The following is a 25350-nucleotide window of genomic DNA, read 5'->3' on the forward strand; positions in this document are numbered from 1 at the left end:
AAAGGATTATCCCCATGAGCCCACTGATCAAAAGCATCCTGTCCACCCGCGCCGGCTATGGCTTGACCATTCTGCGCATTGTCGTCGGCATCATCTTCGCTGCCCACGGTTCGCAAAAACTCTTTGGCTGGTTTGGCGGCTACGGCCTGGCGGGCACCGCGCAGTGGATGGAAAGCATCGGCCTGGCGCCGGGCACCCTGATGGCCTTGTTGTCGGGCGGTACCGAGTTCTTCGCCGGCCTGGCCTTGATCATCGGCCTGCTGGCACGCCCTGCGGCCTTGGGCCTGACGATCCTGTCGCTGGTGGCGATCTTCTCGGTGCATATCCATAACGGTCTGTTCATGGCGAACAATGGTTATGAGTTCGCCCTGGCCTTGCTCGGCGGCTCCCTGGCCGTCCTGTTCGAAGGTGCCGGCAAACTGTCCGCCGACCGCGCCATCACCCACTGATCGGTCTGTAACCGCTGGAGAAGGCCCGCCATGTGCGGGCCTTTTCGTTGCGCGGGATTCTTGACACCGCCCCATCGGCTTCTCTAGGATGTTGGTTATGCGCCGATTTAAACAGCTAATTGCGGGGCGCCACTGGGACTCGATGCAGCCCGACAGAAGCCAGTTCTCATTGCAGACGCCGGCTTCGAAATACCGCTAAAGCGCTGGTTCGGTGTTGCCTCTCACCTGCCCGCAGACTTTTGAGGCAGAGACACGACACGATGAATGCACCACGCCCCCTCATACGCCTGGCTCCGATCACTGCGGAGCTGACTCAACGCAATCCGAGAATTCTCCTGGGCGGCAAGCACCAGCCGACGCTGTTGCGTTACCTGGACGGCTGGCCGCGTCGGGGCGGGCGGCCCTCGGCGTTCCTGATCCAATTTGTCGAAGATGGCGATTCCCTGGCACGCTTTGCCAGCAACAGCTTTGACCTCGCGGTGATCCAGGCGCCCAGCGCCAGTGACGCGGCTGAGGTGATCCGCCAACTGACGCGCATTGCCCGGCAAGGCTTGATCGCGCGGCGCTGAGCCCTCAATAAAACGCCGACGGCGGCACCGGCCAGCGACGACGCCGCCGCCGAAACAGCCCCCAGGCAATCAGGCACAGCAGTGCCGGCAACGGCACAATCACCAGCAGTTTTACGTTGCGTTCCAGGCGCTGCACTGGCGCGTAAAGCGTGTTTTTCAGCGTATGCAGTTCCATCGGTAGACGCAGGCGTTCCTTGTTGAGCGCTTGCAACTGGGTACTGGTATCGACCGACTCCGTGCCCAGGGCCGTGACGTCGGGGTTAAGGCGCTGCCATTCCTTTTCCGTTCGTGCCAGGCGCCGTTCCAGCTCGGCAGCCTGATCCCGATAGGCGCGTTCGGCAGCCTCGCGCCGCTTCGCCAGCAGCTTCAATGAATGGCCGGCCACCGCGCGCGGGCGAATATCCGCCAGGGCCTGCGGCGCGGCGAGGTTATCCAGTGCGTTCATGACAAACAGTTTGTTGGCATTTCGCGCGGATTCGCCGGGAGGCTCGCTCAACATATCCGTATCTGCAACCACGACCACATGGATCTGCGCCGCCTTCTGCAACCCCGGCGGCCGCCCGCCAAATCCGTCGGCAAACGCCGAATAGGCTGGCCCTTCGAGGCGGGCAGCGATCACGTGAGGCTCGCCACGCGTGGGTAACGCACTGCCCACGGCGTCTGAATCGATCAGTAACGACTGTCTGGAACTGCGCAACAGCGGCGTGAAGATGGCGCGGCTTTTATCCAGGGAGAACAGGGCGCCGCTGTTCGACACGGTCACTGTGCCCAGCTTCCAGCTGCTGACATCGCGGGTATTCATTGCTTGGCGTGGCAGGGTGAATGTGGCCGGTTGATGTTCCGACGGGGCATAGGTGGGGTCGACCAGCACTTTGTTGCTCGGCATGCTGACCCCCCAGCCGGCGAGCAAGCCGTCTAGCCGGGTGGCGGAGGACGTTGTCTTTGAGCCGCCTTTGTCGAGGGGGTCGATAAACATCAGCAGTTTGCCGCCGCCCAGGACGAACTGGTCGATCGCATACAGTGTTTTTTCCGGCAGCCCGCGTGGATGTACCAGCATCAGGGTTTTAATCCGCGAGGGCACATGATCGGCCGTCGGCTCCAGCTCCAGGAGATCGAAATGTCGGTGCAACTCCAGTACCAGCGGCTCGATGGATGCGCCGGCCGGTAACCCTGATAACAGCCCGACGATCGCGGGCTCGGGGTGCAGCAACTGGGTGATCAAGTGGCTGATTTCATACTCCAGCAGCGGCTCGTTCTCCGGGTTGAACGACTCGATGCGTTGGGCGGTTTGTCCCTCCCGAGCGCCGATAAGACCGAAGAACCCCGGTTGATCGCGCAGGCCATACAGTCCTGCTTTGTAGGCATCCTCTGAAAAGGGAGTGGGATCGATAATGTGCAGATTGATCCTGCCGTTTGCTGCGTGTTCAAACGCCCTGAGCTTTTCTTCAACGCGTTTGGCATAGTGTTTCAGGATGCTTTTTTTGGCCGGTATGCTTGAGTTGAAATAATAGAAGTCCAGTGGGCTTTCCAGTGTGGTGAGTAAGTGCAATACCGCGGGTGACAATGTATTGGTCTGTTGTTGGGAAAAGTCCTGGCGTAAATCAGGAAGTTTGACTACCCATACCAGGTTGAATGCGAGGAACAGCAGCAGTATGACGCTAAGTGTCATGCCGGTGCGCAATGGATATCGCATCGAGAGTGTTCCTTCTCAGCTGTTCTTGTAGTTGAGGATAACGGTCGTCGCAGCAAGAAAAGCAATGATCATGCTGATGAAATACGCGCCGTCCTGAAAGGTAAGTGTCCCGTGATCAATCAGGCCAAAACGCAGGAGTGGGCTGAGAGATGTCAAACTGTCGATGATCCAGATGGGGGCTTGACGCTCCAGTGCATCCAATATCGAAGACACGCCGCTGGCCAATAACAGCAGGCTCAGCGTCAATATGAAAATGGCCAGGCGCTGGCGGGTCAGTGCGCAAATAAAAACACCCACTGAGAGATAGCTTCCGCTCAATAACCAACTGGCCAGGAATTGGGATGCGATGACCCGGTTGTCCGCACTGCCCAACAAGTTGACCACCGTCACGATGGGGAATGTCAGTAATAATGCCAGGCCCGCCACGACCCAGGCGGCGAGGAACTTCCCAATAACCAGTTCGGCGGGCCGCACAGGCAGTGTTTTCATGAAATCGCCAAAGCCTGTCTCATTCTCGTCCGCCCAAAGTTGAGTCGACAGTGCAGGGATCAGTAACAGGTACAACCAAGGGTGCCATTGAAAAAAGCCCTGCAAATCGCTGCTGCTGCGCTCCAGCAGTTGGCTGGTGTGCAACCCCAGCAAGGTCGACAGCAACAGGAACAGCGCAACGCTCAGGTAGGTGGCAGGTGCCGATAGATAGCTGGCAAGCTGGCGTTTGAAAACAGATGGCAGCAGGTTCAATGGGATGCCTCCTGGCTCAGGTGGTGAACGACATCGTTCAGGCGGCCTGGCTCCAGATTCAGTGAGTGTATTTCCCAGCGTCGGTTGGCAATCAATGCGCAGATGGCGGGGTAGATGGAGTGTCCCGGCATGGCGAGAACGGTTACCGTGCCCGGGCCGTGCCGGTCTTCTTCGATACCTGCCACGCCGGGCAGTACGGCAAGTGCCAGTAAATCCAGGGCTGACTCCGCCGCCAGGGTGACCGCGCGAAAGTGCCGGGAACTGCGCTGCAGCTCGGGCATCGGGGTGTCCGCCAACAGGCGCCCGCCGCCAATGACCAGGGCGCGGGTGCAGACGCCGGCCAGTGCTTCGCAATCGCGTGAGGCAACGATGATCGTCATCTCGTCGGCCAACGACTGGATAAGCCTGCTGATCTTGCCTTGCTGATGGGGCGCCAACCCTTCGCTGGGTTCGTCCAGTAACAGCACGTCGGGGTCGTGCAGCAGGGCCTGGGCAAACGCGACTTTGCGTTTCAGGCCAGGGGGAAGGGTGTTGATCGGGTAATCGAGGACTGGCCAGAGTTCGAGTCGGCTGGCCGCGTGATCCACCCGCCTGCGTCGCTCCGCGCCTTGGAATCCCCGAAGGGTGGCGATGAAACTGAGCAGGTTCTTGACCGACAGGGTCGGGTGACTGACTCCGGATTCGGGTTGATAGCCTATTGCCTTGCGTGCGTGATAGCCGTGTGTATGTGTATCCAGCCCCAGAATCCGCACTTGCCCCGAGGAGGGTTGGATGGCGCCGGCGATCATTTTTAAAAGTGTCGTTTTACCTGCCCCCTCCAATCCAAATAAACCAAGGCACTCTTGGCGTTTGGCAGAAAATGAGACATCGCTGATTACACTCTTTTTGTTCAAGTATTTTGTGAGGTTGCTTATCTCGATCATTATGCTTTTCTGTTCGGTTGGTGAGGCAAGAAGAATGAAGAGGCAAGCGCCTTTGTTGAGTGATATAGGGCTCGGGTTTAAAAATGGTACGTTCAATGTACAGCGCTTGGAAACGCTGAAGTATCTTAATAAGAGAAGTCCTACGTTCAGTCTGTTACCTCGCTGAAACAATCGTTGAGTGATAAATGCATGTTGATGGTCGGATGTTTATCTGATGTTTATATACGCTTTGCTTGTTGTCATGAGGCCTGATTACTATGATGCTTCTACGTACCCTAGTTCTTGAACGCTCTGGTGAGGATGCGCCGGTCAACGGTGCTCTGCTCTGTGGTTTTGCTGTTCCCCAGATCGCGTCGAACTTTCTTGTGTACAGCCTGGATGAAGAAATAGAGCCGGGTAGTTCCCGGGTATATGTCGCAGCATTGCGTAGGAAAGTTGAACGCTACTTCTTGGGTGGGGTGGATGCCCAAGAGGATCTGCAAGTTGCGATGCGGGTGTTTAAACAAATACTGACCCTGGCCGCGTCCGGTACCAAGTCGGGTAGCGTCGGCGACGGCCAGATTCCCTATCACTTTGTCGACTTGAAAGGCTGCAAGTTGCCGCCCGCCAGGCCCGAAGATCATCATTCAATGAACATCAAGAAAGCCTTGGTGATGAAGGTGATTACCTTGGGCACATCGGCCCCTGCGTCAGAGGCGATTGAAAGTCCCACGCTGATTGTCCCGTCCATTCGTTTTTCTTCCAAATTGGTCTCGGCTCCCAAAGTCACCAAGGCGCCTGAAAAGGTCTTGCCCGTGGTGATCGAGGGGCTGGCTGAACCTCAGCGGCAGGTGCCCGCGGTCGTGGCGCCAAATGCTGCGCCGGTCGTCGCGGTTGCACCCAGTGCGCCGCCGGCGTCCAACGAACAGGCAGAACACAATTCACTGTTCGAGGTGGACAGCACCTTGACCAACCTCGCGCGTGTCGCCCAGGAACTGACCCAGCAAAAACTTGCGATGCAAAAGCGCGAAGAAGCACTCGAACAGCGCCAGGTTGAACTGCAGCGAGGGCTGGCGGAGCTTGAGCAAAAGCGCCAGGAACTTACCCGTCGCATGGTGCAGGAGGAGGGCGCCGTGCAGTTGCAGGCGCAGGCGTTGGAGGGGCGTGAAGCGCAGTTGGCAAATGCCGTGGTCATGCAGCAGCAAGGGCAGCGTCAAATGGATGAGCGCACCCGCGTCCTCGAAGAGCGGGCCATTCAAGTCGAGGCGCAAGAGCTGCGGGCGCGTCAGAAAGGCGAGACGTTGGCGGCGCTGCTCGTGCAGTTACCAGGGTTGCGCCAGAATGTGCATGCCATTCTCTTTGAACTCGACCAGGCGTTGGACGGCCTGGCCAGGAATGAGCTGGTTCAAGCCAGCAGCGAGCCGGGCGCAATCCAGCTGTGATGCGAGGCGTCAGAGGGTCTGGCTACTTTCCCCGGTTCATTTATCATCACCCTCTGTTCGTCGACGCCGGGGCCTGCATGCCGCGGCGTATTGGAATCAATGGACATTGCCTGGGGATGCACACGTTTGAGTACCAAGCTGATTACCAAAGAAGGTCATGAGGCGCTGAAGAAGGAGTTGGATTACCTGTGGCGCGAAAAGCGTCCGGACACCACGCGCAAGGTGACTTGGGCTGCTTCCCTGGGGGATCGCAGCGAGAACGCGGACTACCAGTACAACAAGAAGCTGCTGCGTGAGATTGACCGACGGGTGCGCTACCTGCGCAAGCGTCTGGAAGACATGCGCGTGGTGGAGTACATGCCCGAACAGGAAGGGCGGGTATTTTTCGGTGCCTGGGTCGATATCGAAAACGAGCAGGGCGAAACCAAGCGTTTTCGCATCGTCGGCTATGACGAGATCTACGAACGGATGGACTACATCTCCATCGACTCGCCGATGGCGCGGGCGCTGCTGCGCAAGCAAGTCGACGATGAGGCCATCGTGCAGACGCCGAACGGCGAGGTGTGCTGGTGGATCACCGCTATCGAGTATGTGAAATAGACAATGGTGGCCCGCGGTCTGTGACGCGCGGGCCATTGTCGTCTCAGCCTTCGCGCAATACCGCCAATGGCGTGGCATTCAGCGCGCGGCGCGTCCCGAACACCCCGGCAGCGCCGATCAGCACGCCACCGATCACCGGCAGCAACAACAACCACGGGTGTGGGTGCCAGGCCAGGTCGAAGGCATAGCGGTAGAGCACCCAGGTCACCAGCTCGGTGCCCAGCGCCGCGAGCAAACCGCTGACGGCGCCGAGCAGGCCGAACTCGATGCGTCGGGCCTTCACCAGCAGCTTGCGCTCGGCGCCCAGCGCACGCAGCAGCGCACCTTGGCGAATGCGCTCGTCCAGGGTGGCCTGCAGGCCGGAGAACAGCACCGCCATCCCTGCCGCCAGCACGAACAGCAGCACATACTCCACGGCCAGCGTTACTTGGGCGAGGATGCTGCGCAACTGTTCCAGCAGGGCCTCGACTTGCAGGATCGTGACCGCCGGGAAGGCCCGGGACAGGTCGACGATCTGCCGGTCATGGCCGGGGGCCAGATAAAAGCTGGTCAGGTAGGTGGCCGGCAGGTCTTTCAAGGTGCCAGGCTGGAAAATCATGAAGAAGTTGGGCTGGAAGTTATCCCAATTGATGGTGCGCAGGCTGGTGACCCGCGCTTCACGGGTTTCGCCCGCCACGGTGAACACCAGGTGGTCGTTGAGCTTGAGTTTCAGGCTTTCGGCAACCTTGGCTTCCACCGACACCCCCGGTATTTCATCGCCCGGTTGCTGTGACCACCAGGTACCCGCAGTCAGGGCATTGCCCGGCGGCAGGTCGGCGGCCCAGGTCAGGCTCAGGTCGCGCTGGATCGCGCGGTCGCCGCTGGAGTCCTTGCTGACGATCGCCTGCACGGGCTCGCCGTTGACGCTGATCAGCCGGCCGGGCACCACCGGATACAGCGGCGCCGATTGTGCCTGCAGTTCGAGCAGGCGAGCGCCAAAGGCGTCCTTGTCGGCGGGCAGGATGTTCAGCGCGAAGTAGTTGGGGGCGTCCTTGGGCAGCTGGTTTTGCCAGGTGTCGAGCAATTCGCCGCGCAGCAGGGCGATCAAGCCCATGGACAGCAGGATCAAGCCGAACGCCAGCGACTGGCCTGCCGCCGCCAACGGATAACGCAGCAACTGGCCCAGGCCCAGGCGCCACGGCAGGGACGCCCGGGCCAGCAGGCGGCGCAGGCTCTGCAACAGCAGCAGGAGCAGGCCACCGAGGATCAACGCCGCAACCACGCCCCCGCCGAGCAGGGCGAAGGTCAGCACCAGGTCGAGGCTCAGGCGCCACATGATCAGGCCTAGGGCAAGCAGCGCCGCGCCGTAGACCATCCAGGTGCTGGACGGGATGGGCAGCAGGTCGCGCCGCAACACGCGCAGCGGTGGGACGCGGCCCAGTGCCGCCAACGGTGGCAGGGCGAAACCGGCGAGGGCCACCAGCCCGGTGCCGATCCCGGCAATGGCCGGCAGCAGCCCGCCGGGTGGTACGTCCGCCGGCAGCAGGTCGTGGAGGAAATAGAACAGGCCAAATTGCGCCAGCCAGCCCAGCAGGGCGCCGGCCAGGCTCGCCAACAGGCCGAGTACGCTCAGTTGCAGGCTGAACAACAGCATGGTTTCACGCCGCGATAAACCCAGGCAGCGCAACAGCGCGCTGGCATCAAAACGTCGGCTGGCGAAACGGTTGGCGGACAACGCCACGGCCACACCGGCCAGCAATACCGCCACCAGGCTGGCCATGTTCAGGTAGCGCTCGGCCTTGCCCAGGGCGCCGCCGATCTGCTGGTTGCCATCCCGCGAGTCCTGCAGGCGCTGGTTGGCCGCGAGGCCCGGCTTGATCAGGTCGCGATAGGTTTGCAGTGCCGTACTTGAGGGGGCTGCGCGCCACAGCTCGCGGTAACTGACGCGGCTGCCGGGCTGGACGACGCCAGTGGCGCCCAGGTCGGCCAGGTTGATCATCACCCGTGGCGTGAGGCTGTAGAAATTGCCGGCGCGGTCCGGTTCATAGGTCAGCACACGCGCCAGGCGCAGGGACTTCATGCCCACGTCGATGCTGTCACCGACTTTCAGGTCGAGTGCGGTGAGCAGCCGTGCCTCCACCCAGGCTTCGCCGGGTTTCGGGCCGCCGCCCGCGGTTTCGTCAGCGAATGGCGCGGCTGCGCTCTTCAGTTCGCCGCGCAGCGGGTATTGTTCGTTGACCGCCTTGATGCTGGACAGCTGGATGCCGTTATCGGTGGCGATAACGCTGGAAAACTCGACGACGCGTGCGTGATCCAGGCCCAGTTCGATCCCGGACCTGATTTGCTCGGGGCGCGCGGGTGAGCTGCCCTCGAGCACCAGGTCGGCGCCGAGGAACTCGGTGGCGCGCAACAGCATGGCGCCATTAAGGCGTGCGCCGAAGTAGCCGATGGCGGTGCTGGAGGCCACGGCCACCAGCAGGGCGAAGAACAACACGCGCAATTCGCCGGCGCGGGCATCGCGCAGCAATTGGCGCAGGGCAAGGCTGAACAGGCGCAACAGCGGCAAGCGTGCCATCAAGGCTCCAGGGGCGCGACCAGCAGGCCGGCTTCAAGGCGGATCAGGCGTCGGCAACGGTGCGCCAGGCGCTCGTCGTGAGTGACCAGGACCAGGGTCGTGCCGCTTTCTTTATTCAGTTCGAACAGCAGGTCGCTGATGCGCTCGCCGGTATGGCTGTCGAGGTTGCCGGTGGGTTCGTCGGCAAACAGCACGTCCGGTTCGGCGGCAAAGGCGCGGGCGATCGCCACCCGTTGCTGCTCACCCCCGGAGAGTTGGCGTGGCGAGTGGGTCAGGCGTTGGCCCAGGCCGACCCGTTCGAGCAGGTACCTGGCGCGCTCGCGGGCGTCTTTGCGGCCGTCCAGCTCCAGCGGCAGCATGACGTTCTCCAGGGCGTTGAGGCTGTCGAGCAGTTGGAATGACTGGAAGACGAAGCCCACGTGCTCGGCGCGGATGCGCGCGCGCTGGTCTTCGTCGAGGCTGCTCAGGGCTTGGCCGGCGAGGATGACTTCGCCGCTGCTGGGCAGGTCGAGGCCGGCCAGCAGACCGAGGAGGGTGGACTTGCCGGAGCCGGAGGCACCGACGATAGCCAGGCTATCGCCCTTGTTCAGTTCCAGGCTCAGTTCGTGCAGGATAGTCAGTTCACCTTCCGCGCTGGGAACCACTTTGCTAAGGTTTCGCGCGATGAGAATGCTTGCGCCCATGGAGAATCCGATGCGAATGTGGTTTTTGAGTGCTGGCCTGGCCTTGATGTGCATGGCCCAGAACGCAGCGGCGGGTACAGTCCTGATCGTTGGCGATAGTATCAGTGCCGGTTTCGGACTGGATACCAGCAAAGGGTGGGTAGCCTTGTTGGGACAGCGGCTCAAACACGAAGGTTTCGACGATAAAGTGGTCAACGCGTCCATCAGCGGCGACACCAGCGCCGGAGGCCTCGCGCGGCTGCCGGCGGCGCTTGCGGAGCATAAGCCCAACCTGGTGATTATCGAGCTGGGCGGCAATGACGGCCTGCGTGGACAGCCGCCCGCGCAATTGAAACAAAATCTTGCGTCGATGATCGAGCAGTCCCAGGCGGTCGGCGCCAGGGTCCTGCTGCTGGGCATGCAGTTGCCGCCTAACTACGGTCCGAAATACACCACGGCATTTGCCGGGGTCTACGCGGCCCTGGCCAAGGAGAAGAGCGTGCCGTTGGTGCCGTTTTTCCTCGACGGCGTGGGCGGACATCCCGAGCTGATGCAGGCCGATCAACTGCACCCGGCGGTCGGCGCCCAGGGTAAGTTGCTGGAAAATGTCTGGCCGACGCTAAAACCGCTGTTATGACGCTTTTCTACCGGCAGGCTTTCGGCTAAGGTGGCGCCCCCCCGATTTGGAGCCCTCGATGTCGCGTCCTGCCTGGTCCCTGTTTAATTACCAACTGATCGAGCCGGACGAGCAGCTGGATCTGTTCGCCTGCCAGGAAGTCCGGGTGCATCTGGTCACGCGTCAATTGGAGCTGGGCGGCACGATCGATCGCACGCTCTGCGGCACGTTGTTGCCGGCTCAGCCACGCTGGTCGGCGGTGGATCGCTCGATTTTCCAGGATCAGCGCCTGTGCCCCCTGTGCCGTGCCATCTTGGAGTCGCAAAAGCGTGGCACGCCGCCGATCTGGCCGGAGCTGCGCTTCGAGTGGTGAGGGGCGCTACGAGCTTGCAGCTTGAAGCCCGCATCGCGTATACAATCGCTTTTTACCTACACGTTGTTCTGCGAAGGATTTTCCGGATGTTGTCGCGCCTTTCCGCCGTCACCTGCTGCCTGTCTCTTGCCGCCCTGTGTGCGGCGGGTTCCGCGGCGGCCTTGCAGTTGCCCTTGCCACCCCCGGGCGAAGACATCGTCGGCCAGGTCCAAGTGATCAAGGCCAAGTACGAAGATACGTTTGCCGACCTGGGTACCACCTACGACCTGGGCTACTCGGAGATGGTCGCCGCCAACCCGGGCGTCGATGCCTGGTTGCCGGGGGCGGGCACCGAGATCGTCCTGCCGACGCGGTTCATCCTGCCGCCGGGCCCCCGCGAAGGCATCGTGATCAACCTTGCCGAATACCGGCTCTACTATTTCCCCAAGGGCCAGAACGTCGTCTACACCTTCCCGCTGGGGATTGGTCGTGAAGGCTGGGGCTCGCCGATCGCCCATACCAGCATTGTCGCGAAAACGCCGAACCCGACCTGGACGCCACCCGCTTCGATCAAGGCCGAGCACGCCGCCAACGGCGATCCGTTGCCCAACGTGGTACCGGCCGGCCCGGACAACCCGCTGGGGCCGTTCAAGTTCACCCTGGGCACGCCGGGCTACCTGATCCACGGCTCCAACATGAAGTTCGGTATCGGCACGCGTACCAGCCACGGCTGCTTCCGCATGTTCAACAATAACGTGCTGGAAATGGCCGGCATGGTACCGGTGGGTACTCCGGTGCGTATCATCAACGATGCCTACAAGTTCGGCAGCAGTGGCGGCAAGGTCTACCTCGAAGCGCATACGCCGCTGAACGACGATGGCACGCCGTCGGTGGTCGACAAGCACACCGCGGTGATCAACGCGCTGCTCAAGCGTGAAGACCTGGCCAATCACCTGCGGGTGAACTGGGATCAGGTGCGCGACGTGGTCGCGGCGGAAGATGGCCTGCCGACTGAAATCGGTGTGCCGGCTGCGGCGTCGATGGTCTCGAACGCGCCGCTCGATCCGTTGCAATAAGCCGGTTCGATCAATCGCCCGCCACGGCCTTGGGCTGCGGCGGGCTTTTTATTGCCCGTGATCCGGGACCGAATCGCAGGCAATAAAAAGCCGGTCCAAGAATGGACCGGCTTGGTAACAACCCCGAAGGACTATTACTTGCGGCTAGCTTTTTCAAGCATGCGCAGAGCGCGCTCGTTAGCTTCGTCAGCAGTCTGTTGTGCTTTTTGAGCAGCAGCCAGAGCTTCATCAGCTTTACGGTAGGCTTCGTCTGCACGAGCCTGGGAGCGAGCTGCTGCGTCTTCAGTTGCAGTCAGACGAGCTTCGGTTTCTTTGGAGACGCTGCTGCAACCGGTAGCCAGAACTGCGGCCAGAGCCAGAGCAGAGAATTTCAGAACGTTGTTCATCGTGTTCCCCTTCAAGGACTTTCTATAAGATAGCTACTATCTCAGAGTGAGCTAATAGCCGGCGTACATACTACTCATTACTTGTAGTAAGTAAACTGACGTAGCGCAAGAAGCAAAAAAAAATTTCTGTGCTGAATCTATTTTGGCTAATCTTTTGGGAAATTGTATAAAAAGCGTTCAATTTTTAGCAGTCTGCTGAAGAATGGATGCGCCCTGAAAGGGCCGGCCAGCATGTGTCAAGCCTTGTAAGTAGATGAAAATTTATATACTGAAGCTAACACTTTTGTACAGGTTGACTTTGCCAAACCCTGTATCTTTTGCGCATGTAGAGGTGACTTTAACAGCGCCTGTTCGTCTCAAGCTTCAACTGCCGGCAATGTTCAGGCTTTCGGTCACCGATTGATCGAGGCCCTTTCTATATCCGCCAGCCCCAGGGATGACGAGTGCGTCTTGAGCAATTTCAGGATTGCCGCCTACTATTCTCTACGTGCTGGTTGTGAGCGCTCACGGTTTTCTCGTTGTCGAAACCGGCACGGGGTGGCGTAGATGTTCCTTCGCCGGAAAAACATCGGTAAGGTAGGGGTCAGAATCCAAGACCCGCAAGGAGTAGTGATGAGCGAGGCGTTGTCCATCCACCATGACCAGGCTGGTCATCAGTTCGAGACCAATGTGGACGGTCATCGTGCCTACCTGACCTATATGGACCTCGGGAAGCAGACCTTGGACATCTATCGGACCTTCGTGCCCAACGCACTGCGAGGTCGCGGTATCGCGGCTGCATTGACCGAGGAAGCCTTGAAGTTCGCCGAAGAGGCCGGCTACACGGTGATCCCGTCGTGCTCTTACGTCGAGCGCTACATGGAGCGCCACCAGCGCCATGCGGCCAAGCTGTAAGGCATGAACTGCAACATGAAAAACGCCGGGCTTAGCCCGGCGTTTTTGTGTGCGCTGATCAGGATCAGACTCAGCTGCGCTTGCGCAGGGGCAACACGTCCTTGAGCTTGGCGTGCATGCTGCGCAGGGTGTTCTCGGTGGTCGCCCAGTCGATGCAGGCATCGGTGATCGACACGCCGTACTGCAAGTCGGCCAGGTCTTTGGGGATCGCCTGGCAGCCCCAGTTCAGGTGGCTTTCGACCATCAGGCCGATGATCGACTGGTTGCCTTCCAGGATCTGGTTGGCGACGTTTTCCATCACCAGCGGTTGCAGGGCCGGGTCCTTGTTGGAGTTGGCGTGGCTGCAATCGACCATGATGTTCGGCTTGATCTTGGCCTTGTTCAGCGCCTGTTCGCACAGGGCAACGCTGACCGAATCATAGTTGGGCTTGCCGTTGCCGCCGCGCAATACCACGTGACCGTAGGCGTTGCCTTTGGTGGTGACGATGGAGACGCCGCCTTCCTGGTTGATACCCAGGAAGCGATGAGGGCTGGAGACCGACTGCAGCGCGTTGATCGCCACGGTCAGGCCGCCGTCGGTGCCGTTCTTGAAGCCCACGGCCGAAGACAGGCCGGACGCCATTTCGCGGTGGGTTTGCGATTCGGTGGTGCGCGCGCCGATGGCCGACCAGCTGATCAGGTCCTGCAGGTACTGCGGGGAGATCGGGTCGAGGGCTTCGGTGGCGGTGGGCAGGCCCATTTCGGCCAGGTCCAGCAGCAACTTGCGACCGATGTGCAAGCCGTCCTGGATCTTGAACGAGTCGTCCAGGTACGGGTCGTTGATCAGGCCCTTCCAGCCGACGGTGGTACGCGGTTTCTCGAAATAGACGCGCATGACCAGATACAAGGTGTCGGACACTTCTTCGGCCAGCGCCTTGAGACGCTCGGCGTATTCGTGGGCCGCCTTGAGGTCGTGGATCGAGCATGGCCCGATTACCACGAAGAGGCGGTGGTCGGTGCCGTCGAGAATGTCACGAATGACTTCGCGACCCTTGGTGACGGTCTGCAGGGCAGCGTCGCTCAGGGGGATTTCGCGCTTGAGCTGATCGGGCGTGATCAGGGTCTCGTTGGATTCGACGTTCAGGTCGTTGATCGGTAAATCAGCCATCGTGTTACTCGTCAGGGTCACGGGTGCCGGCCGCCAGCCATCCCCGTGCGGCGGAGCACAGCATGATTTGAATGCAGGGGGGAGGAACCTTAGCGCGTAACACGGGCCCGCGACAATGGGCAAAGCCCGCTTTAATCCAGTGCCGGCGCTACAAACGCCTCATGGGAGAATTCACCGGCATGCCGCGCCACCCACTCGCGGGCCATGGTTTCGAACTGCTCGGGCGTCGACTCGGCGTCTTCGTGCTGGCGGCAGTAGCGCTCTATCCGGCATGCTTGCTCACCCATGCGTGCGCCGAACAACGCATGTTCATCGGTAAACGAGATGCCGACGCGATAGCCGTCTTCTACCTTGCGGCACCATGCCACATAGCCCGGGTAGCGGGCCCCGGCGCCCAGGGACGGGATATGCAGGTCAACCGCTGTACCCTGGCGCCAGGCACGCGGGCAATTGCAGGCGATGCCGCCCAGGCCGATAGTGTGCAGGCGTTGGCGGGGAATGGGGGGAGAGGGACGTTGGATCAACAGGGCAGCGACATCATCAGGATGAGGTAAAAAACGACCCATGTACACGGACTCCGAGCACCGTCCAGTCGACGGCGGTGGCAGCAGTATAGTGAAGGAGCAGGCATTGACCGACCTGGATATTGACCAGCAACTGCTGGGATTACCAGGCATTTCGCTCGTGCTGTTTACCAGCGTGGGCTGTTCCGGTTGCCGTTGGGCGCATCAGCAGCTACCGGGCTGGCAGTTGCCGGTGGATCGGTTGTGCTGGGTGGATGCCGGGCACAACGGCGGCGCGGTGGAACGTTATCAGGTCTTTCATTTGCCGGCGCTGTTCGTGGTGTGCGAGGGTCAATTCTTCGGGCAGATACAGACACGTCTTACACCTTCCGAGCTTACCGACGCTATTCATCAAGCGCTTACCCGCACTCCAGAGGATTTGCCATGACCGCATTGTCGCCACGCATTGGCATTATCGGCACCGGCGCCATCGGTGGTTTCTACGGCCTGATGCTGGCGCGCGCCGGCTTCGATGTGCATTTCCTGCTGCGCAGCGAATACGCAGCGGTCAGTGAGCGTGGCCTGCGCCTCAACAGCAGCGTGCATGGCACCTTGCACCTGAACCCCGTGCAGGCCTACGCCCACGCCGCCGACATGCCACCGTGCGACTGGCTGCTGGTAGGCACCAAATCCACGGGCAATGTCGACCTGGCCCCGACCATCGCCCAGGTCGCGGCGCCCGACGCCAAGGTGGTGTTGCTGCAAAATGGCCTCGACGTCGAAGACAGCCTGCGCGAGCACTTGCCGGCGTCCCTGCATCTGCTCGGTGGGTTGTGCTATATCGGCGTACACCGTTCCGCCCCCGGCGTTGTCGAGCATCAGGCGTTGGGCCGGGTCAACCTGGGTTATCACAGCGGCACTGCCGCCAACGACGAAGCGCGCCAGAAGGCGATTGTCGAGGCAGGCGCCGCGTTGTTTCATCAGGCCGGCATCGAGTCCCAGGCCATGGCCAACGTACACCTGGCGCGCTGGCACAAGCTGGTGTGGAACGTGCCTTATAACGGTCTCTCCGTGCTGTTGGGCTGTGGCACCACGGCGATGATGGCGGACGAGTCCAGCCGCGAACTGATCCAGGCGCTGATGGCCGAAGTGGTGAAGGGCGCCCACGCCTGCGGTCATGAGATTCCGGCCAGCTATGCCGAGCAGATGTTTACCATGACCGAAAGCATGGACGACTACCTGCCTAGCATGTACCACGACCATATCCATAAACGCCCGCTGGAACTGGCGGCGATCTACGCTCGCCCACTCGCCGCCGCCAAGGCCGCCGGCTGCGAGCTGCCGCGCATGCAGGCGTTGTATCAGGCCTTGAGTTTTATTGATCGGCATAACCGCTGATTGGGGGGAACCACCATGGCAAACGGATTGGGCGACAAACTGGTGCTGGCGATTTCATCGCGGGCCCTGTTCGACTTGAGCGATAGCCACAAGGTCTACCTGGCCCAAGGCGTGGAGGCCTACCGCAAATACCAGATCGAGCACGAAGAAGAAACGCTCGAGCCGGGCGATGCCTTCCCGCTGGTCAAAAAGCTGCTGAGCCTCAACGCCAGCCTGGGCCGGGCCCGGGTCGAAGTGGTGCTGGTGTCGCGCAACAGTGCCGACACCGGCCTGCGCGTGTTCAATTCGATCCAGCATTACGGGTTGGACATTTCCCGCGCCGCTTTCGTAGGAGGGCGTAGTCCATATCCTTATTTGGCGGCGTTTGGTTGCCATCTGTTTCTTTCGACCCATGCTGACGATGTGCGCAGTGCGCTCGATGCCGGGTTCGCCGCGGCGACGATTCTGTCGGGCGGCGCGCGCCGTGCATCGAGCGAGGAGCTGCGGATCGCATTCGATGGCGATGCGGTGTTGTTTTCCGACGAGTCGGAGCGCGTTTACCAACAGGGCGGGCTGGAAGCGTTCCAGGCCAGCGAACGCGAATCGGCGCGCCAGCCGTTGCATGGCGGCCCCTTCAAGGGCTTCCTCGCGGCGCTGAACCTGTTGCAGCGTGAGTTTCCGGACGCGGCCTGCCCGATCCGCACTGCCCTGGTCACCGCCCGGTCGGCGCCGTCCCACGAGCGGGTGATCCGTACCCTGCGCGAGTGGGATATCCGCCTGGACGAGTCGTTGTTCCTCGGCGGCCTGGAGAAATCCGCGTTCCTGGAGGCGTTCGCCGCCGACGTATTTTTCGACGACCAGGCCGGCCATTGCGAGAAAGCCAGGGAGGTGGTGGCCACCGGGCATGTGCCCCATGGCATCAGTAATGAGGTGAAGGTTCAGACGCCGAGCTAAGTCAGTCGAAATCCCCGAGGCGCTGCTAAGCTCATTCAATCTCCGCCATCCTGGCAGTCCAGGAGGTTTTATGATCCGTTCGATGCTGTATGCCACGGACCTTGGTCTGTATGCGCCTTATGTGATGCAACATGCGCTGGCGCTGGCGCGAACGTTCAAGGCTGAGCTGTCGGTGATTCATGTGGTCGAACCCATCGGGCTGTTCGCCGAATCGGTGTTGCAAAGCTACCTTGATGAAAAGGCCCTGAACGAATGGCAGAGCCAGGGCCTGAGCACAGTGATGGCGACGATCGAGCAGCGGGTCCTTGAGAGTTTTCGCGAGGAGCTGGGGGACGGCGCGCAAGACTTGCAACTGATCCACTCGGTGCGGGTGATCCAGGGTGACCCGTGCGAGGTGATTCTCGACCAGTTGCGTAAACTTTCCGTGGATTTGTTGATCGTAGGCAGTCATAGCCACGCAACGGCCGCGGCCACACCCCTTGGGCGCACTGCCGCGCGGGTGTTGCAGCTGTCTCCGGTGCCGGTTTACCTGGTGCCATCGTTACAACGTCGACGCAGTGATGACGTGTGAGGGGGAGTGATAGATAAAAAGTTCTAGATTTATCCGTCTAACCTTTAATATAGTTATATACCGTCGCTGATACCCGTGGCGTCTATCTGCTTTGAGGGATACATATGAAGCTTCAACAACTGCGCTACATCTGGGAAGTGGCGCACCACGATCTCAACGTTTCCGCTACCGCTCAAAGCCTGTACACCTCGCAACCGGGTATCAGCAAACAGATCCGCCTGCTCGAAGACGAGCTGGGTGTCGAAGTGTTCGCCCGCAGCGGCAAGCACCTGACCCGCGTCACCCCGGCCGGTGAGCGCATCATCACCACCGCCGGCGAGATCCTGCGCAAAGTCGAAAGCATCAAGCAGATCGCCCAGGAATTCTCCAACGAGAAGAAGGGCACCCTGTCGATCGCGACCACCCACACCCAGGCGCGGTATGCGTTGCCGCCGGTGATCCGTGATTTCATCAAGCAATACCCGGACGTGGCCCTGCACATGCACCAGGGGTCGCCGATGCAGATCGCTGAAATGGCCGCCGACGGCACCGTCGATTTCGCGATTGCGACTGAGGCGCTGGAGTTGTTCGGCGACCTGGTGATGATGCCGTGCTATCGCTGGAACCGTTGTGTGGTGGTGCCGCAAGGCCACCCGCTGGCCAAGCTGCCGAAGCTGACCCTGGAAGCCCTGGCGGAATACCCGATCGTGACTTATGTGTTCGGCTTTACCGGCCGCTCCAAGCTCGACGAAGCCTTCAGCCACCGCGGCCTCACGCCGAAAGTGGTGTTCACCGCCGCCGACGCCGACGTGATCAAGACTTACGTTCGCCTGGGCCTGGGCGTGGGGATCGTCGCCAAGATGGCGGTCGACACCCAGCTCGATAAAGACCTGGTCGTGCTCGACGCCAGCGAGTTGTTCGAGTCCAGCGTGACCAAGATCGGTTTCCGTCGCGGCACGTTCCTGCGTGGTTTCATGTGCGACTTCATCGAGAAATTCGCCCCGCACCTGACGCGCGAAGTCATGGCCAAGGCGATCCAGTGCCACAACAAGCAGGAACTGGAAGAGTTGTTCGACGGCGTAGAACTGCCCGTCCACTGAGTGGTTTCAGCGGGCCTCGGTCACCGTAAAGTGTTGCCGGGCGCCCGCCACCAGGATTTCCACCTCATCGCCTTCGAACTTGCCCAGCAGGCTGTGGCCCAGGGGCGAGCGCGGGGTGATGACGGTGACCGGTTGCCCGACCACATCGACTTTCAAACCCGCAGCATCCGGCGCCAGGAACAACCATTGCTGGCGACCGTTTTCGTCCTCCAGGCCCACTAGCGCGCCGACTTCTATGCCCCGTTGCTCATCGTATGCACGCAGCTGCAGTTGCAGGTTCTGGCACAGCGCCAGCGACTGCTTGATTTCTTCCACCCGCTTGGCCTGCCCGGCCGCCAGGTAAGACGCTTCCAGGCCGAGGGTGTCGTATTTGTTTTCGGCGATGTTTTCTTCGTGGGTCGCGGTTTCGTAGGCGGTCTGCGCGGCGCGCTGGGCGATGTCGAGGTCGACGCTGAGTTTTTCCAGGATCAACTGGAGGACGGCGTGTTTATTCATGGTTGGGCTTGATCATTCGCAAAATTGCAGGACATTCGCCTTGCTCTTTTCATTGGGCGCGTTCTGGTCCTGTTGCAGCCAGAACTGGCATTTGGGGTTGGACAGGTTGCGCGCCTGATCCAGGCTCTGCCGTTGTTCCTGCTTGCGCAGGTTCTCTTGATACTGCTCGAACAGGCGGTTCGGCGGTTCCACCGCGACCGGCGCGGGCTTGCCGAGTTGCTCGACGGCCTGGGCGACCGGCGCCAGGCTCTGCGGGAACAGATAGCGCGACGCCAGCCAGGTGGTCAGCGCAATCGCGATAAACCCCAGCCACACGCCCAGGGCGATAGCGAGACAAAGCTTGAACAACGACAGCGGACGGTCAGACATGGCGGCCTCCTGGCAGGCATTTACGGCGTAGCGGCGATTGTCGCACAGCCACCGTGCAGAATAATCGCGATCAAGCCTTCTGCATCGGGGCATTTATGCGGACAATCGAGCCTTTGAGCGTGGGAGCCCGGAATGAAAGCCCGCTGGGATATTTTTTGCAGCGTCGTCGACAACTACGGCGACATTGGCGTGACTTGGCGCCTGGCCCGGCAATTAGTGGTGGAGCACGCCTGTGACGTGCGCTTGTGGGTCGATGACCTGCGGGCCTTCGAACGCATGTGCCCGGAGATTGATGTGCAACGGGAGCAGCAATGGCAAGAGGGCGTCGACGTGCGCCATTGGCCGGCGCAATGGTCGGCCACGCCATCGGCGGATGTGGTGATCGCCGCGTTTGCCTGCCAGTTGCCGCCTGACTACATGGACGCGATGGCCGCGCGCGAGCACGCGCCGTTGTGGATGAACCTGGACTACCTGAGTGCCGAGGACTGGGTGGTGGGGTGCCATCGTCTGCCGTCGGTGAAGTTCAAGGGGGTGCAGAAGTACTTCTTCTTTCCCGGCTTCCGGCCCGGCACCGGTGGCCTGTTGCGTGAGGCGGGGTTGCTGCAACAGCGTCAGGCGTTTCAGCAGGATGCTGGCGCGCAGAAACATTTCCTGCAAAGCCTGGGCGTATTTCCCGCAACCGGTGCGCGGCTGATGTCGCTGTTTGCCTACGAAAATGCCGCGCTTGCCGGTTGGCTGGACGTGTTGGCGACGGACGGGCGCGCCACTCATCTGCTGGTGCCGGAAGGGCGCATCCTCGGCGATGTGCAGCGCTGGCTCGGCGTGGACCGGCTGGCGGCGGGCGATACTCATCAGCGCGACGCCCTGACCGTGCAGGTGCTGCCGTTCGTGCGCCAGGAGCAATATGACCGCCTGCTGTGGTGTTGCGAGTTCAACGCCGTGCGCGGCGAAGACTCGTTCGTGCGGGCCCAATGGGCCGGGCGCCCGTTGCTGTGGCATATCTATCGCCAGGACGAAGACATCCACCTGGACAAGCTCGACGCCTTTCTGGAGCTGTACACCGCAGCCCTCTCGCCGGCGGCAAAAGCCGCGGTGGTAGCGCTTTGGCAGGCCTGGAACACCGAGGGCGATATGGCCCAGCCGTGGAAAAAACTGCTGGAACACTGGCCGGAAGTGGCTGCACACGCCGAAACATGGTGTCTGGAACAGGCCTTGCAGGCGGATCTTGCGACGGCGCTGGTACAGTTTTATGAAAGTTGGATATGATACGCCACCTTGATTTTTGTAAACCCCATCCAAATTTCGGATATACGCAATGAAAACTGGTAAAGAACTGAAACCCGGTATGGTAATCCGTATCGACAACGATCCTTGGTTGATTCAGAAAGCTGAATTCACCAAGTCGGGCCGTAACAGCGCGATCATGAAGACCAAGCTGAAAAACCTGCTGACTGGTTACAAGACCGAAACCGTTTACGGCGCCGATGACAAGCTGGACGACGTGATCCTCGACCGTAAAGAAGCGACCCTGTCCTTCATCAGCGGCGACTCTTACACGTTCATGGACACTACCGACTACACCATGTACGAGCTGAACGCTGAAGATATCGAAGCCGTTCTGCCGTTCATCGAAGAAGGCATGACCGACGTCTGCGAAGCCGTTTTCTTCGAAGACCGCCTGGTTTCCGTAGAGCTGCCGACCACTATCGTGCGTAAGGTTGCCTACACCGAAGGTTCCGCTCGCGGCGACACTTCGGGCAAAGTCATGAAGCCTGCCAAGCTGGCTAACGGTACCGAACTGCAAGTGGCCGATTTCATCGAAATCGACGACTTGATCGAGATCGACACCCGTGAAGGCGGTTCGTACAAAGGTCGCGCCAAGAAGTAATTCTGGCCCCACCGGTACGAAAAAAGCCCGACCTTGAGTCGGGCTTTTTTGTGGGCGTTTACCTGTCACTTCAAGTATTGCCTCAGCTCATCCGATGCTTGCCGCAACGCCGGCACGTGGCTGGCGGCGTGTCGTTGGCGAGCCGCGCGGGTTAGACGGTGACGTGCAGACGCACATCGACGTTGCCGCGGGTGGCGTTGGAGTACGGGCAGACTTGGTGGGCAGCGTCGACCAGGCTTTGCGCGTCGTCCTGGGCCAGGCCCGGCAGGCTGATGTGCAGGTCGATATCCAGACCGAAGCCACCCGGGATCTGACCGATGCCGACATGGGCAGTGATCGACGCATCATCCGGAATTTTGCGTTTGGTCTGGCTGGCGACGAATTTCAGTGCGCCGATAAAGCAGGCCGAGTAGCCGGCGGCGAACAGTTGTTCCGGGTTGGTGGCCTGACCGCCGGCACCGCCCAGTTCCTTGGGGGTGGAGAGTTTGACGTCGAGGATGTTGTCGTTGGAAACGGCGCGACCATCACGGCCGCCGGTGGCGGTGGCTACTGCGGTATAGAGCGTTTGCATGGTGTTGCCCTCTTGGTGTTTTGCGCTAAATGTTTGCGCGCTAAGTAGTTGGTGAGATGAATGTATAGCGCTAATGTTTAGTGCGCAAGATAATTTTCAGGATTTTTTCGTAAGGGCACCTCAAAACCACCTGTGGGAGGGGATTGCCCCCTCCGCAGGTATTGGGCTTGGGTGTGTTTAGACCGCGCCTTGCAGATTGCCCCGCAACGCAATCAAATCAGCTTGCAGCTTGCGCAGTTGCTCCAGCTCCAGGCCGCTGGCGCCGAGGATGCACTGAGGAATCCCCTTGGCCTTGTCTTGCAAGGCACGGCCGGCGTCGGTCAGTTCCACCACCACCACCCGCTCGTCTTCGCGACTGCGCGTGCGGCTGAGCAGGCCCTCGGCTTCCAGGCGCTTGAGCAGGGGGGTCAGGGAGCCGGGATCGGTCAGCAGGCGGCTGCTGATTTCGCCGACAGTCAAGCCATCCTCTTCCCACAGCACCATCATGGCCAGGTACTGCGGATAGGTCAGGCCGAGGGCTTGCAGCAGCGGCTTGTAGACCTTGGTCATCAGCAATGAAGTGGAGTGCAGGGCGAAGCACAGCTGGTTATCCAGCAACAGGGATTGGCAAGGATCGGGATTTTTGCTCATGGTGCTGCCTCAAAAAAAGCGTATCTGGGCTGGAATCTAGCGGGCAAATCTTTAATGCGCCAGGTAATTCTGTCCGGGGGGTCAGACCAATCCGCTTTGCAGCGCCAGGTCCCAGGGCGGCACTGGGCTGAAGCGCGATTTCAGGTATTCGAGCAACAAGCGGCTACGTGCGTTCGGCTGTTGTTCCAGGCGCAGCGCATAGATGCCGGTGGTTTCCGGGCTGGGCAGGCCGTTTTCGCAAAACAGGGGCAAGAGTTCGCCGCGGACCAGGTATTCACTCGCCAGCCAGGTGGGCAGGTGCGCGATACCCAGGCCGGCCAGGGCACCGGAGAGCAGGGCTTCGGCGTTGTTGGCGCTCATGCGGATGCGTTGCGGGCGATAGGTGGCGCGACGCCCGTCCAGTTCGAAGCGCCAGGCGAAGATCGGCGCCAGGCCATCCCAGTCCAGGCCGTCGTGTTCGCTGAGGTCTCGCGGATGGGTCGGCGTGCCACGGTTTTTCAGGTAGGCCGGGCTGGCACAGGCAATTCGCACGATGCTGGCCAGCGGCGTGGCGATCAGCCGGGTGTCGACGATATGCCCGGCACGCAGCACCAGATCGACCTTGCCCAGGTGCGCGCCCTGCATGTCCACGAAGCTGTCGATCAAATGCAGGTGTACATCCAGCCCCGGGTAGACGTTCAGGAAGTCGGCGATCACCGGCGCCAGATGCCGTCGACCGAACGCCGCCGGTGCGTCCACGCGAATCAAGCCTTCCGGCGCATGGCTCAAGGACACCGCTTCCGCCCGTGCCAATTGCAACTCGGTGACGATGCGCCGCGCGCGTTCGGCGAACGCCAGGCCGGCCGGTGTTGGCAGCACCGCGTGGGTGCTGCGCTGGAACAAGCGGCTGCCCACCGAGCTTTCCAGGCTGTCGATACGCCGGGCCACGGCGGAGGGCGTCAGCGGATGGCGACGCGCGGCGGCGGAAAAACTGCCGGTTTCCAGCACATCGAGAAACAGGCTGAGTTGGTCGGTGAGGATATGCGGGTTCATCGGTCGACGCTTATGCGGGATTGGCACAGCCATTGTGCGTTGCTGTGCGTATCCGCGCCAGAGCGGACTGCGTAGCATGCAAGGCTTGGGATTGTGGAGTAATGCGTGGTGTTGGATTTAGCGATGTACTTGGTTATGGGCGCGGCATTGGGCACGGTGGGCGGTCTGTTCGGCATTGGCGGCGGGTTGATTGCCATCCCGGTGCTCGGCGTGCTGTTCGGCCTCGATCAGCAGATCGCCCAAGGCACCGCGCTGGTGATGGTGGTGCCCAACGTGATGCTCGCGCTGTGGCGTTATCACCAGCGTAATCGCATTGAACTGCGCCACGCGCTGCCGCTGGGGGTGATGGGCTTCAGCTTTGCCTGGCTCGGCTCGATCTGGGCCGTGGGCCTGGACGCCGGCGCGATGCGTATCGGCTTTATCGCATTTCTGCTGGCGCTGTCGGCCTACAACCTGCTGCGCATGTTCACCCGCAATGCGCCGCCGACGGCACAGATGCGCCATGCCTGGCCGTGGCTCGGGGTGTTGGGCGCGGTCTCCGGCTCTATGGGCGGTTTGTTCGGTGTCGGTGGTGCGGTGGTCGCCACGCCAGTGCTGACCAGTGTGTTCGGCACCACCCAGGTGGTGGCCCAAGGCTTGTCCCTGGCCTTGGCGCTGCCCAGCACCGGGGTGACTCTTGTCACTTACGCCTGGCACCACGAAGTGGACTGGATGATCGGCATCCCCCTGGCGGTCGGTGGCCTGCTCAGCATCAGTTGGGGGGTAAAAGTCGCCCACGCGCTGCCGGAGCGCCTGTTGCGCGGTTTGTTCTGCGGTTTCCTGGTGGTGTGCGCCGTGATGCTGATGTTTAAGGTTTGAAGCCGTCGATGATGTACTCCGCCAGGCATTCGGTGATAGGTGACGTCATCAACGGGTTGCGTAACAAGCGCAGATTCATCGACGGCAAGGGCGGGAAACCCTCGTCACTGCCGAGCACGCGCAGGTCATCCGTCACCAGGCTTTCCATGCTGACCATCACTGCCAGGCCGGCGCTGACCACGGCCTGGATCGCCGCCCCGTTGGTGCTGTTGTAGGCCAGGCGATAATTGCGCCCGACGGTATCCAGTGAGGTACGCGCCCACTGGGTGTAAAGGCAATCGGCGCCGGACATCGCCAGTGGCAGGGCGTCGTGCTCGTCCACGCAGAAACACGGCGCCGCCGCCCACACCACGCGCTCGGTGCGCAACAACTCGCCGATATCATTGCCGGGTTCGCGGCTGATCACCGTCAACGCCAGATCCCGCCGTTGCATCAGCACGGTGGATGCCTCGCAGTGCATCTCGATCTGGATCAGCGGGTAGGCCTTGGAAAACTGTTTGAGAATCCCCGGCAGGAAGCGCATCACATAGTCGTCCGGGGTGCCGATGCGTACCAGCCCGACCATATGCGGTTCTCGCAGGGTGTTGAACACCTCGCTGTGCAGTTTCAGGATGCGCCGCGCATACCCCAGCAGCACCTGGCCCTCCGGCGTCAGCCGCACTTGGCGGCCGTCGCGCTCGAACAGTTTGCGCTGCAGCACGTCTTCTTCCAGGCGCTTCATCTGCATGCTGACCGCCGATTGGGTGCGGTTGACCTGCTCACCGGCACGGGTAAACCCGCCCTGGTCGGCGATGGCGACGAAGGTGCGCAGCACGTCGGTGTCGATGCTTGGGTAGGCGGCCAATTGATCAATTCCTGAGATGTATTTCATAAGAAACATTCGTTGGATTGATCATAGCCGCCGGCACACACTCGCGTCATCCCCAAGGGAGGGCGAGAA

Annotated in this window: 30 protein-coding genes; 16 read left to right on the forward strand and 14 right to left on the reverse strand. The window is 61.1% G+C overall.

Annotated elements, in window-relative coordinates; genetic code table 11:
- Window positions 1-14 precede the first annotated feature (14 nt).
- Window positions 15-449, forward strand: coding sequence for a DoxX family protein (locus tag JN756_RS09240; protein ID WP_017848811.1), 435 nt, complete (start codon window positions 15-17; stop codon window positions 447-449).
- 260 nt (window positions 450-709) lie between these two features.
- Window positions 710-1018 (forward strand): hypothetical protein, encoded by a 309-nt coding sequence (locus tag JN756_RS09245; protein WP_017848810.1) that lies wholly within the window; start codon window positions 710-712, stop codon window positions 1016-1018.
- A 4-nt stretch (window positions 1019-1022) separates the two neighbouring features.
- On the opposite strand, the gene JN756_RS09250 is transcribed toward JN756_RS09245, so the two are convergent.
- From JN756_RS09250 to JN756_RS09260, 3 genes are read right to left on the reverse strand one after another with little or no spacing between them, the layout of a single operon-like run.
- The gene (locus tag JN756_RS09250) at window positions 1023-2711 is read right to left on the reverse strand and encodes a Gldg family protein (protein WP_057003734.1); all 1689 of its coding nucleotides are present in this window, start codon (window positions 2709-2711) and stop codon (window positions 1023-1025) included.
- Between the two features lie 15 nt (window positions 2712-2726).
- Window positions 2727-3452 (reverse strand): ABC-2 transporter permease, encoded by a 726-nt coding sequence (locus JN756_RS09255; protein ID WP_046384248.1) that lies wholly within the window; start codon window positions 3450-3452, stop codon window positions 2727-2729.
- Entirely contained in the window at window positions 3449-4375 is a 927-nt protein-coding gene (locus JN756_RS09260) for an ABC transporter ATP-binding protein (protein ID WP_057003733.1), read from the reverse strand. The genes JN756_RS09255 and JN756_RS09260 overlap by 4 nt, the downstream gene beginning before the upstream one ends.
- 257 nt (window positions 4376-4632) lie before the next feature.
- Between JN756_RS09260 and JN756_RS09265 the strand changes: the two genes are divergently transcribed.
- Window positions 4633-5796 (forward strand): hypothetical protein, encoded by a 1164-nt coding sequence (locus tag JN756_RS09265; protein ID WP_046384246.1) that lies wholly within the window; start codon window positions 4633-4635, stop codon window positions 5794-5796.
- A gap of 126 nt (window positions 5797-5922) precedes the next feature.
- Window positions 5923-6396, forward strand: coding sequence for a transcription elongation factor GreB (gene greB / locus JN756_RS09270; protein WP_026140354.1), 474 nt, complete (start codon window positions 5923-5925; stop codon window positions 6394-6396).
- 43 nt (window positions 6397-6439) lie between these two features.
- Here greB and JN756_RS09275 read toward each other — a convergent pair whose 3' ends face one another.
- Window positions 6440-8950 (reverse strand): ABC transporter permease, encoded by a 2511-nt coding sequence (locus tag JN756_RS09275; RefSeq protein WP_057003731.1) that lies wholly within the window; start codon window positions 8948-8950, stop codon window positions 6440-6442.
- Complete coding sequence (locus JN756_RS09280; RefSeq protein ID WP_017849531.1) at window positions 8950-9633, reverse strand: ABC transporter ATP-binding protein; 684 nt, start codon at window positions 9631-9633, stop codon at window positions 8950-8952. Before JN756_RS09280 ends, JN756_RS09275 begins: the two co-directional genes overlap by 1 nt.
- Window positions 9634-9643: 10 nt before the next feature.
- On the opposite strand from JN756_RS09280, the gene JN756_RS09285 reads away from it, so the two are divergent.
- From JN756_RS09285 to JN756_RS09295, 3 genes are all read left to right on the forward strand, one after another.
- Window positions 9644-10249 (forward strand): arylesterase, encoded by a 606-nt coding sequence (locus tag JN756_RS09285; protein WP_128192177.1) that lies wholly within the window; start codon window positions 9644-9646, stop codon window positions 10247-10249.
- A gap of 58 nt (window positions 10250-10307) precedes the next feature.
- Entirely contained in the window at window positions 10308-10601 is a 294-nt protein-coding gene (locus JN756_RS09290) for a hypothetical protein (protein ID WP_017849529.1), read from the forward strand.
- An 86-nt stretch (window positions 10602-10687) separates the two neighbouring features.
- Window positions 10688-11656, forward strand: coding sequence for a L,D-transpeptidase family protein (locus JN756_RS09295; RefSeq protein WP_017849528.1), 969 nt, complete (start codon window positions 10688-10690; stop codon window positions 11654-11656).
- Window positions 11657-11790: 134 nt separating this feature from the next.
- Here JN756_RS09295 and oprI read toward each other — a convergent pair whose 3' ends face one another.
- Window positions 11791-12042 carry an outer membrane lipoprotei OprI gene (oprI, locus tag JN756_RS09300; RefSeq protein WP_003172710.1) on the reverse strand — a complete coding sequence of 84 codons (252 nt, stop codon included), beginning with the start codon at window positions 12040-12042 and terminating at the stop codon, window positions 11791-11793.
- A 612-nt stretch (window positions 12043-12654) separates the two neighbouring features.
- Between oprI and JN756_RS09305 the strand changes: the two genes are divergently transcribed.
- Complete coding sequence (locus JN756_RS09305) at window positions 12655-12936, forward strand: GNAT family N-acetyltransferase (RefSeq protein WP_003189869.1); 282 nt, start codon at window positions 12655-12657, stop codon at window positions 12934-12936.
- A gap of 70 nt (window positions 12937-13006) precedes the next feature.
- Here JN756_RS09305 and JN756_RS09310 read toward each other — a convergent pair whose 3' ends face one another.
- Together JN756_RS09310 and JN756_RS09315 are read right to left on the reverse strand one after the other, a co-directional pair.
- Window positions 13007-14083, reverse strand: a complete 1077-nt coding sequence (locus tag JN756_RS09310; protein ID WP_017849526.1) for a 3-deoxy-7-phosphoheptulonate synthase — start codon at window positions 14081-14083, stop codon at window positions 13007-13009.
- A gap of 131 nt (window positions 14084-14214) precedes the next feature.
- Window positions 14215-14649, reverse strand: coding sequence for a PilZ domain-containing protein (locus JN756_RS09315; protein ID WP_017849525.1), 435 nt, complete (start codon window positions 14647-14649; stop codon window positions 14215-14217).
- Between JN756_RS09315 and JN756_RS09320 the strand changes: the two genes are divergently transcribed.
- From JN756_RS09320 to cysB, 5 genes are all read left to right on the forward strand, one after another.
- Window positions 14648-15034, forward strand: a complete 387-nt coding sequence (locus JN756_RS09320) for a YbbN family protein (RefSeq protein WP_017849524.1) — start codon at window positions 14648-14650, stop codon at window positions 15032-15034. The two genes, JN756_RS09315 and JN756_RS09320, sit on opposite strands and share 2 nt — an antisense overlap.
- Window positions 15031-15984 (forward strand): putative 2-dehydropantoate 2-reductase, encoded by a 954-nt coding sequence (locus tag JN756_RS09325; RefSeq protein WP_046384244.1) that lies wholly within the window; start codon window positions 15031-15033, stop codon window positions 15982-15984. The genes JN756_RS09320 and JN756_RS09325 overlap by 4 nt, the downstream gene beginning before the upstream one ends.
- 15 nt (window positions 15985-15999) lie before the next feature.
- Window positions 16000-16917, forward strand: coding sequence for a 5'-nucleotidase (locus JN756_RS09330; RefSeq protein WP_046384243.1), 918 nt, complete (start codon window positions 16000-16002; stop codon window positions 16915-16917).
- 70 nt (window positions 16918-16987) lie between these two features.
- Complete coding sequence (locus JN756_RS09335) at window positions 16988-17488, forward strand: universal stress protein (RefSeq protein WP_046384242.1); 501 nt, start codon at window positions 16988-16990, stop codon at window positions 17486-17488.
- Between the two features lie 104 nt (window positions 17489-17592).
- Window positions 17593-18567, forward strand: a complete 975-nt coding sequence (cysB, locus tag JN756_RS09340; protein ID WP_017849520.1) for an HTH-type transcriptional regulator CysB — start codon at window positions 17593-17595, stop codon at window positions 18565-18567.
- Window positions 18568-18573: 6 nt separating this feature from the next.
- Here cysB and JN756_RS09345 read toward each other — a convergent pair whose 3' ends face one another.
- Window positions 18574-19062, reverse strand: a complete 489-nt coding sequence (locus tag JN756_RS09345; protein WP_046384241.1) for a GreA/GreB family elongation factor — start codon at window positions 19060-19062, stop codon at window positions 18574-18576.
- 12 nt (window positions 19063-19074) lie between these two features.
- The gene (locus JN756_RS09350; RefSeq protein WP_201022046.1) at window positions 19075-19431 is read right to left on the reverse strand and encodes an alpha-amylase family protein; all 357 of its coding nucleotides are present in this window, start codon (window positions 19429-19431) and stop codon (window positions 19075-19077) included.
- A 132-nt stretch (window positions 19432-19563) separates the two neighbouring features.
- On the opposite strand from JN756_RS09350, the gene earP reads away from it, so the two are divergent.
- Together earP and JN756_RS09360 are read left to right on the forward strand one after the other, a co-directional pair.
- Entirely contained in the window at window positions 19564-20697 is a 1134-nt protein-coding gene (earP, locus tag JN756_RS09355; RefSeq protein WP_169863990.1) for an elongation factor P maturation arginine rhamnosyltransferase EarP, read from the forward strand.
- A gap of 49 nt (window positions 20698-20746) precedes the next feature.
- On the forward strand, window positions 20747-21319 hold the full coding sequence (locus JN756_RS09360; protein WP_201022047.1) for an elongation factor P: 573 nt from the start codon (window positions 20747-20749) through the stop codon (window positions 21317-21319).
- 151 nt (window positions 21320-21470) lie between these two features.
- Here the strand turns inward: JN756_RS09360 and JN756_RS09365 are convergent, their stop codons facing one another.
- The 3 genes from JN756_RS09365 to JN756_RS09375 form a co-directional block, all read right to left on the reverse strand.
- Window positions 21471-21890, reverse strand: coding sequence for an organic hydroperoxide resistance protein (locus tag JN756_RS09365; protein WP_010211852.1), 420 nt, complete (start codon window positions 21888-21890; stop codon window positions 21471-21473).
- 177 nt (window positions 21891-22067) lie between these two features.
- Window positions 22068-22520, reverse strand: a complete 453-nt coding sequence (locus tag JN756_RS09370; RefSeq protein ID WP_026140352.1) for a MarR family winged helix-turn-helix transcriptional regulator — start codon at window positions 22518-22520, stop codon at window positions 22068-22070.
- Between the two features lie 81 nt (window positions 22521-22601).
- Entirely contained in the window at window positions 22602-23552 is a 951-nt protein-coding gene (locus JN756_RS09375) for a LysR family transcriptional regulator (protein ID WP_046384239.1), read from the reverse strand.
- 108 nt (window positions 23553-23660) lie between these two features.
- On the opposite strand from JN756_RS09375, the gene JN756_RS09380 reads away from it, so the two are divergent.
- On the forward strand, window positions 23661-24410 hold the full coding sequence (locus JN756_RS09380) for a sulfite exporter TauE/SafE family protein (RefSeq protein ID WP_108524459.1): 750 nt from the start codon (window positions 23661-23663) through the stop codon (window positions 24408-24410).
- Here the strand turns inward: JN756_RS09380 and JN756_RS09385 are convergent.
- Entirely contained in the window at window positions 24400-25281 is an 882-nt protein-coding gene (locus tag JN756_RS09385; protein ID WP_032805034.1) for a LysR family transcriptional regulator, read from the reverse strand. The genes JN756_RS09380 and JN756_RS09385 overlap by 11 nt on opposite strands.
- Window positions 25282-25350: the final 69 nt, after the last annotated feature.

The organism is Pseudomonas sp. Y39-6 (genome assembly GCF_023651955.1).
Classification (GTDB): Bacteria; Pseudomonadota; Gammaproteobacteria; order Pseudomonadales; family Pseudomonadaceae; genus Aquipseudomonas; species Aquipseudomonas veronii.

Excerpts from the sequence above, each read along its gene's own strand:
- JN756_RS09240 (WP_017848811.1), top strand. The coding sequence starts at position 15 with ATGAGCCCACTGATCAAAAGCATCCTGTCCACCCGCGCCGGCTATGGC.
- JN756_RS09245 (WP_017848810.1), top strand. The coding sequence starts at position 710 with ATGAATGCACCACGCCCCCTCATACGCCTGGCTCCGATCACTGCGGAG.
- JN756_RS09250 (WP_057003734.1), bottom strand. The coding sequence starts at position 2,711 with ATGCGATATCCATTGCGCACCGGCATGACACTTAGCGTCATACTGCTG.
- JN756_RS09260 (WP_057003733.1), bottom strand. The coding sequence starts at position 4,375 with ATGATCGAGATAAGCAACCTCACAAAATACTTGAACAAAAAGAGTGTA.
- JN756_RS09265 (WP_046384246.1), top strand. The coding sequence starts at position 4,633 with ATGATGCTTCTACGTACCCTAGTTCTTGAACGCTCTGGTGAGGATGCG.
- JN756_RS09275 (WP_057003731.1), bottom strand. The coding sequence starts at position 8,950 with ATGGCACGCTTGCCGCTGTTGCGCCTGTTCAGCCTTGCCCTGCGCCAA.
- JN756_RS09280 (WP_017849531.1), bottom strand. The coding sequence starts at position 9,633 with ATGGGCGCAAGCATTCTCATCGCGCGAAACCTTAGCAAAGTGGTTCCC.
- JN756_RS09285 (WP_128192177.1), top strand. The coding sequence starts at position 9,644 with ATGCGAATGTGGTTTTTGAGTGCTGGCCTGGCCTTGATGTGCATGGCC.
- JN756_RS09290 (WP_017849529.1), top strand. The coding sequence starts at position 10,308 with ATGTCGCGTCCTGCCTGGTCCCTGTTTAATTACCAACTGATCGAGCCG.
- JN756_RS09295 (WP_017849528.1), top strand. The coding sequence starts at position 10,688 with ATGTTGTCGCGCCTTTCCGCCGTCACCTGCTGCCTGTCTCTTGCCGCC.
- oprI (WP_003172710.1), bottom strand. The coding sequence starts at position 12,042 with ATGAACAACGTTCTGAAATTCTCTGCTCTGGCTCTGGCCGCAGTTCTG.
- JN756_RS09305 (WP_003189869.1), top strand. The coding sequence starts at position 12,655 with ATGAGCGAGGCGTTGTCCATCCACCATGACCAGGCTGGTCATCAGTTC.
- JN756_RS09310 (WP_017849526.1), bottom strand. The coding sequence starts at position 14,083 with ATGGCTGATTTACCGATCAACGACCTGAACGTCGAATCCAACGAGACC.
- JN756_RS09320 (WP_017849524.1), top strand. The coding sequence starts at position 14,648 with ATGTACACGGACTCCGAGCACCGTCCAGTCGACGGCGGTGGCAGCAGT.
- JN756_RS09315 (WP_017849525.1), bottom strand. The coding sequence starts at position 14,649 with ATGGGTCGTTTTTTACCTCATCCTGATGATGTCGCTGCCCTGTTGATC.
- JN756_RS09325 (WP_046384244.1), top strand. The coding sequence starts at position 15,031 with ATGACCGCATTGTCGCCACGCATTGGCATTATCGGCACCGGCGCCATC.
- JN756_RS09330 (WP_046384243.1), top strand. The coding sequence starts at position 16,000 with ATGGCAAACGGATTGGGCGACAAACTGGTGCTGGCGATTTCATCGCGG.
- JN756_RS09335 (WP_046384242.1), top strand. The coding sequence starts at position 16,988 with ATGATCCGTTCGATGCTGTATGCCACGGACCTTGGTCTGTATGCGCCT.
- cysB (WP_017849520.1), top strand. The coding sequence starts at position 17,593 with ATGAAGCTTCAACAACTGCGCTACATCTGGGAAGTGGCGCACCACGAT.
- JN756_RS09345 (WP_046384241.1), bottom strand. The coding sequence starts at position 19,062 with ATGAATAAACACGCCGTCCTCCAGTTGATCCTGGAAAAACTCAGCGTC.
- JN756_RS09350 (WP_201022046.1), bottom strand. The coding sequence starts at position 19,431 with ATGTCTGACCGTCCGCTGTCGTTGTTCAAGCTTTGTCTCGCTATCGCC.
- earP (WP_169863990.1), top strand. The coding sequence starts at position 19,564 with ATGAAAGCCCGCTGGGATATTTTTTGCAGCGTCGTCGACAACTACGGC.
- JN756_RS09360 (WP_201022047.1), top strand. The coding sequence starts at position 20,747 with ATGAAAACTGGTAAAGAACTGAAACCCGGTATGGTAATCCGTATCGAC.
- JN756_RS09365 (WP_010211852.1), bottom strand. The coding sequence starts at position 21,890 with ATGCAAACGCTCTATACCGCAGTAGCCACCGCCACCGGCGGCCGTGAT.
- JN756_RS09370 (WP_026140352.1), bottom strand. The coding sequence starts at position 22,520 with ATGAGCAAAAATCCCGATCCTTGCCAATCCCTGTTGCTGGATAACCAG.
- JN756_RS09375 (WP_046384239.1), bottom strand. The coding sequence starts at position 23,552 with ATGAACCCGCATATCCTCACCGACCAACTCAGCCTGTTTCTCGATGTG.
- JN756_RS09385 (WP_032805034.1), bottom strand. The coding sequence starts at position 25,281 with ATGAAATACATCTCAGGAATTGATCAATTGGCCGCCTACCCAAGCATC.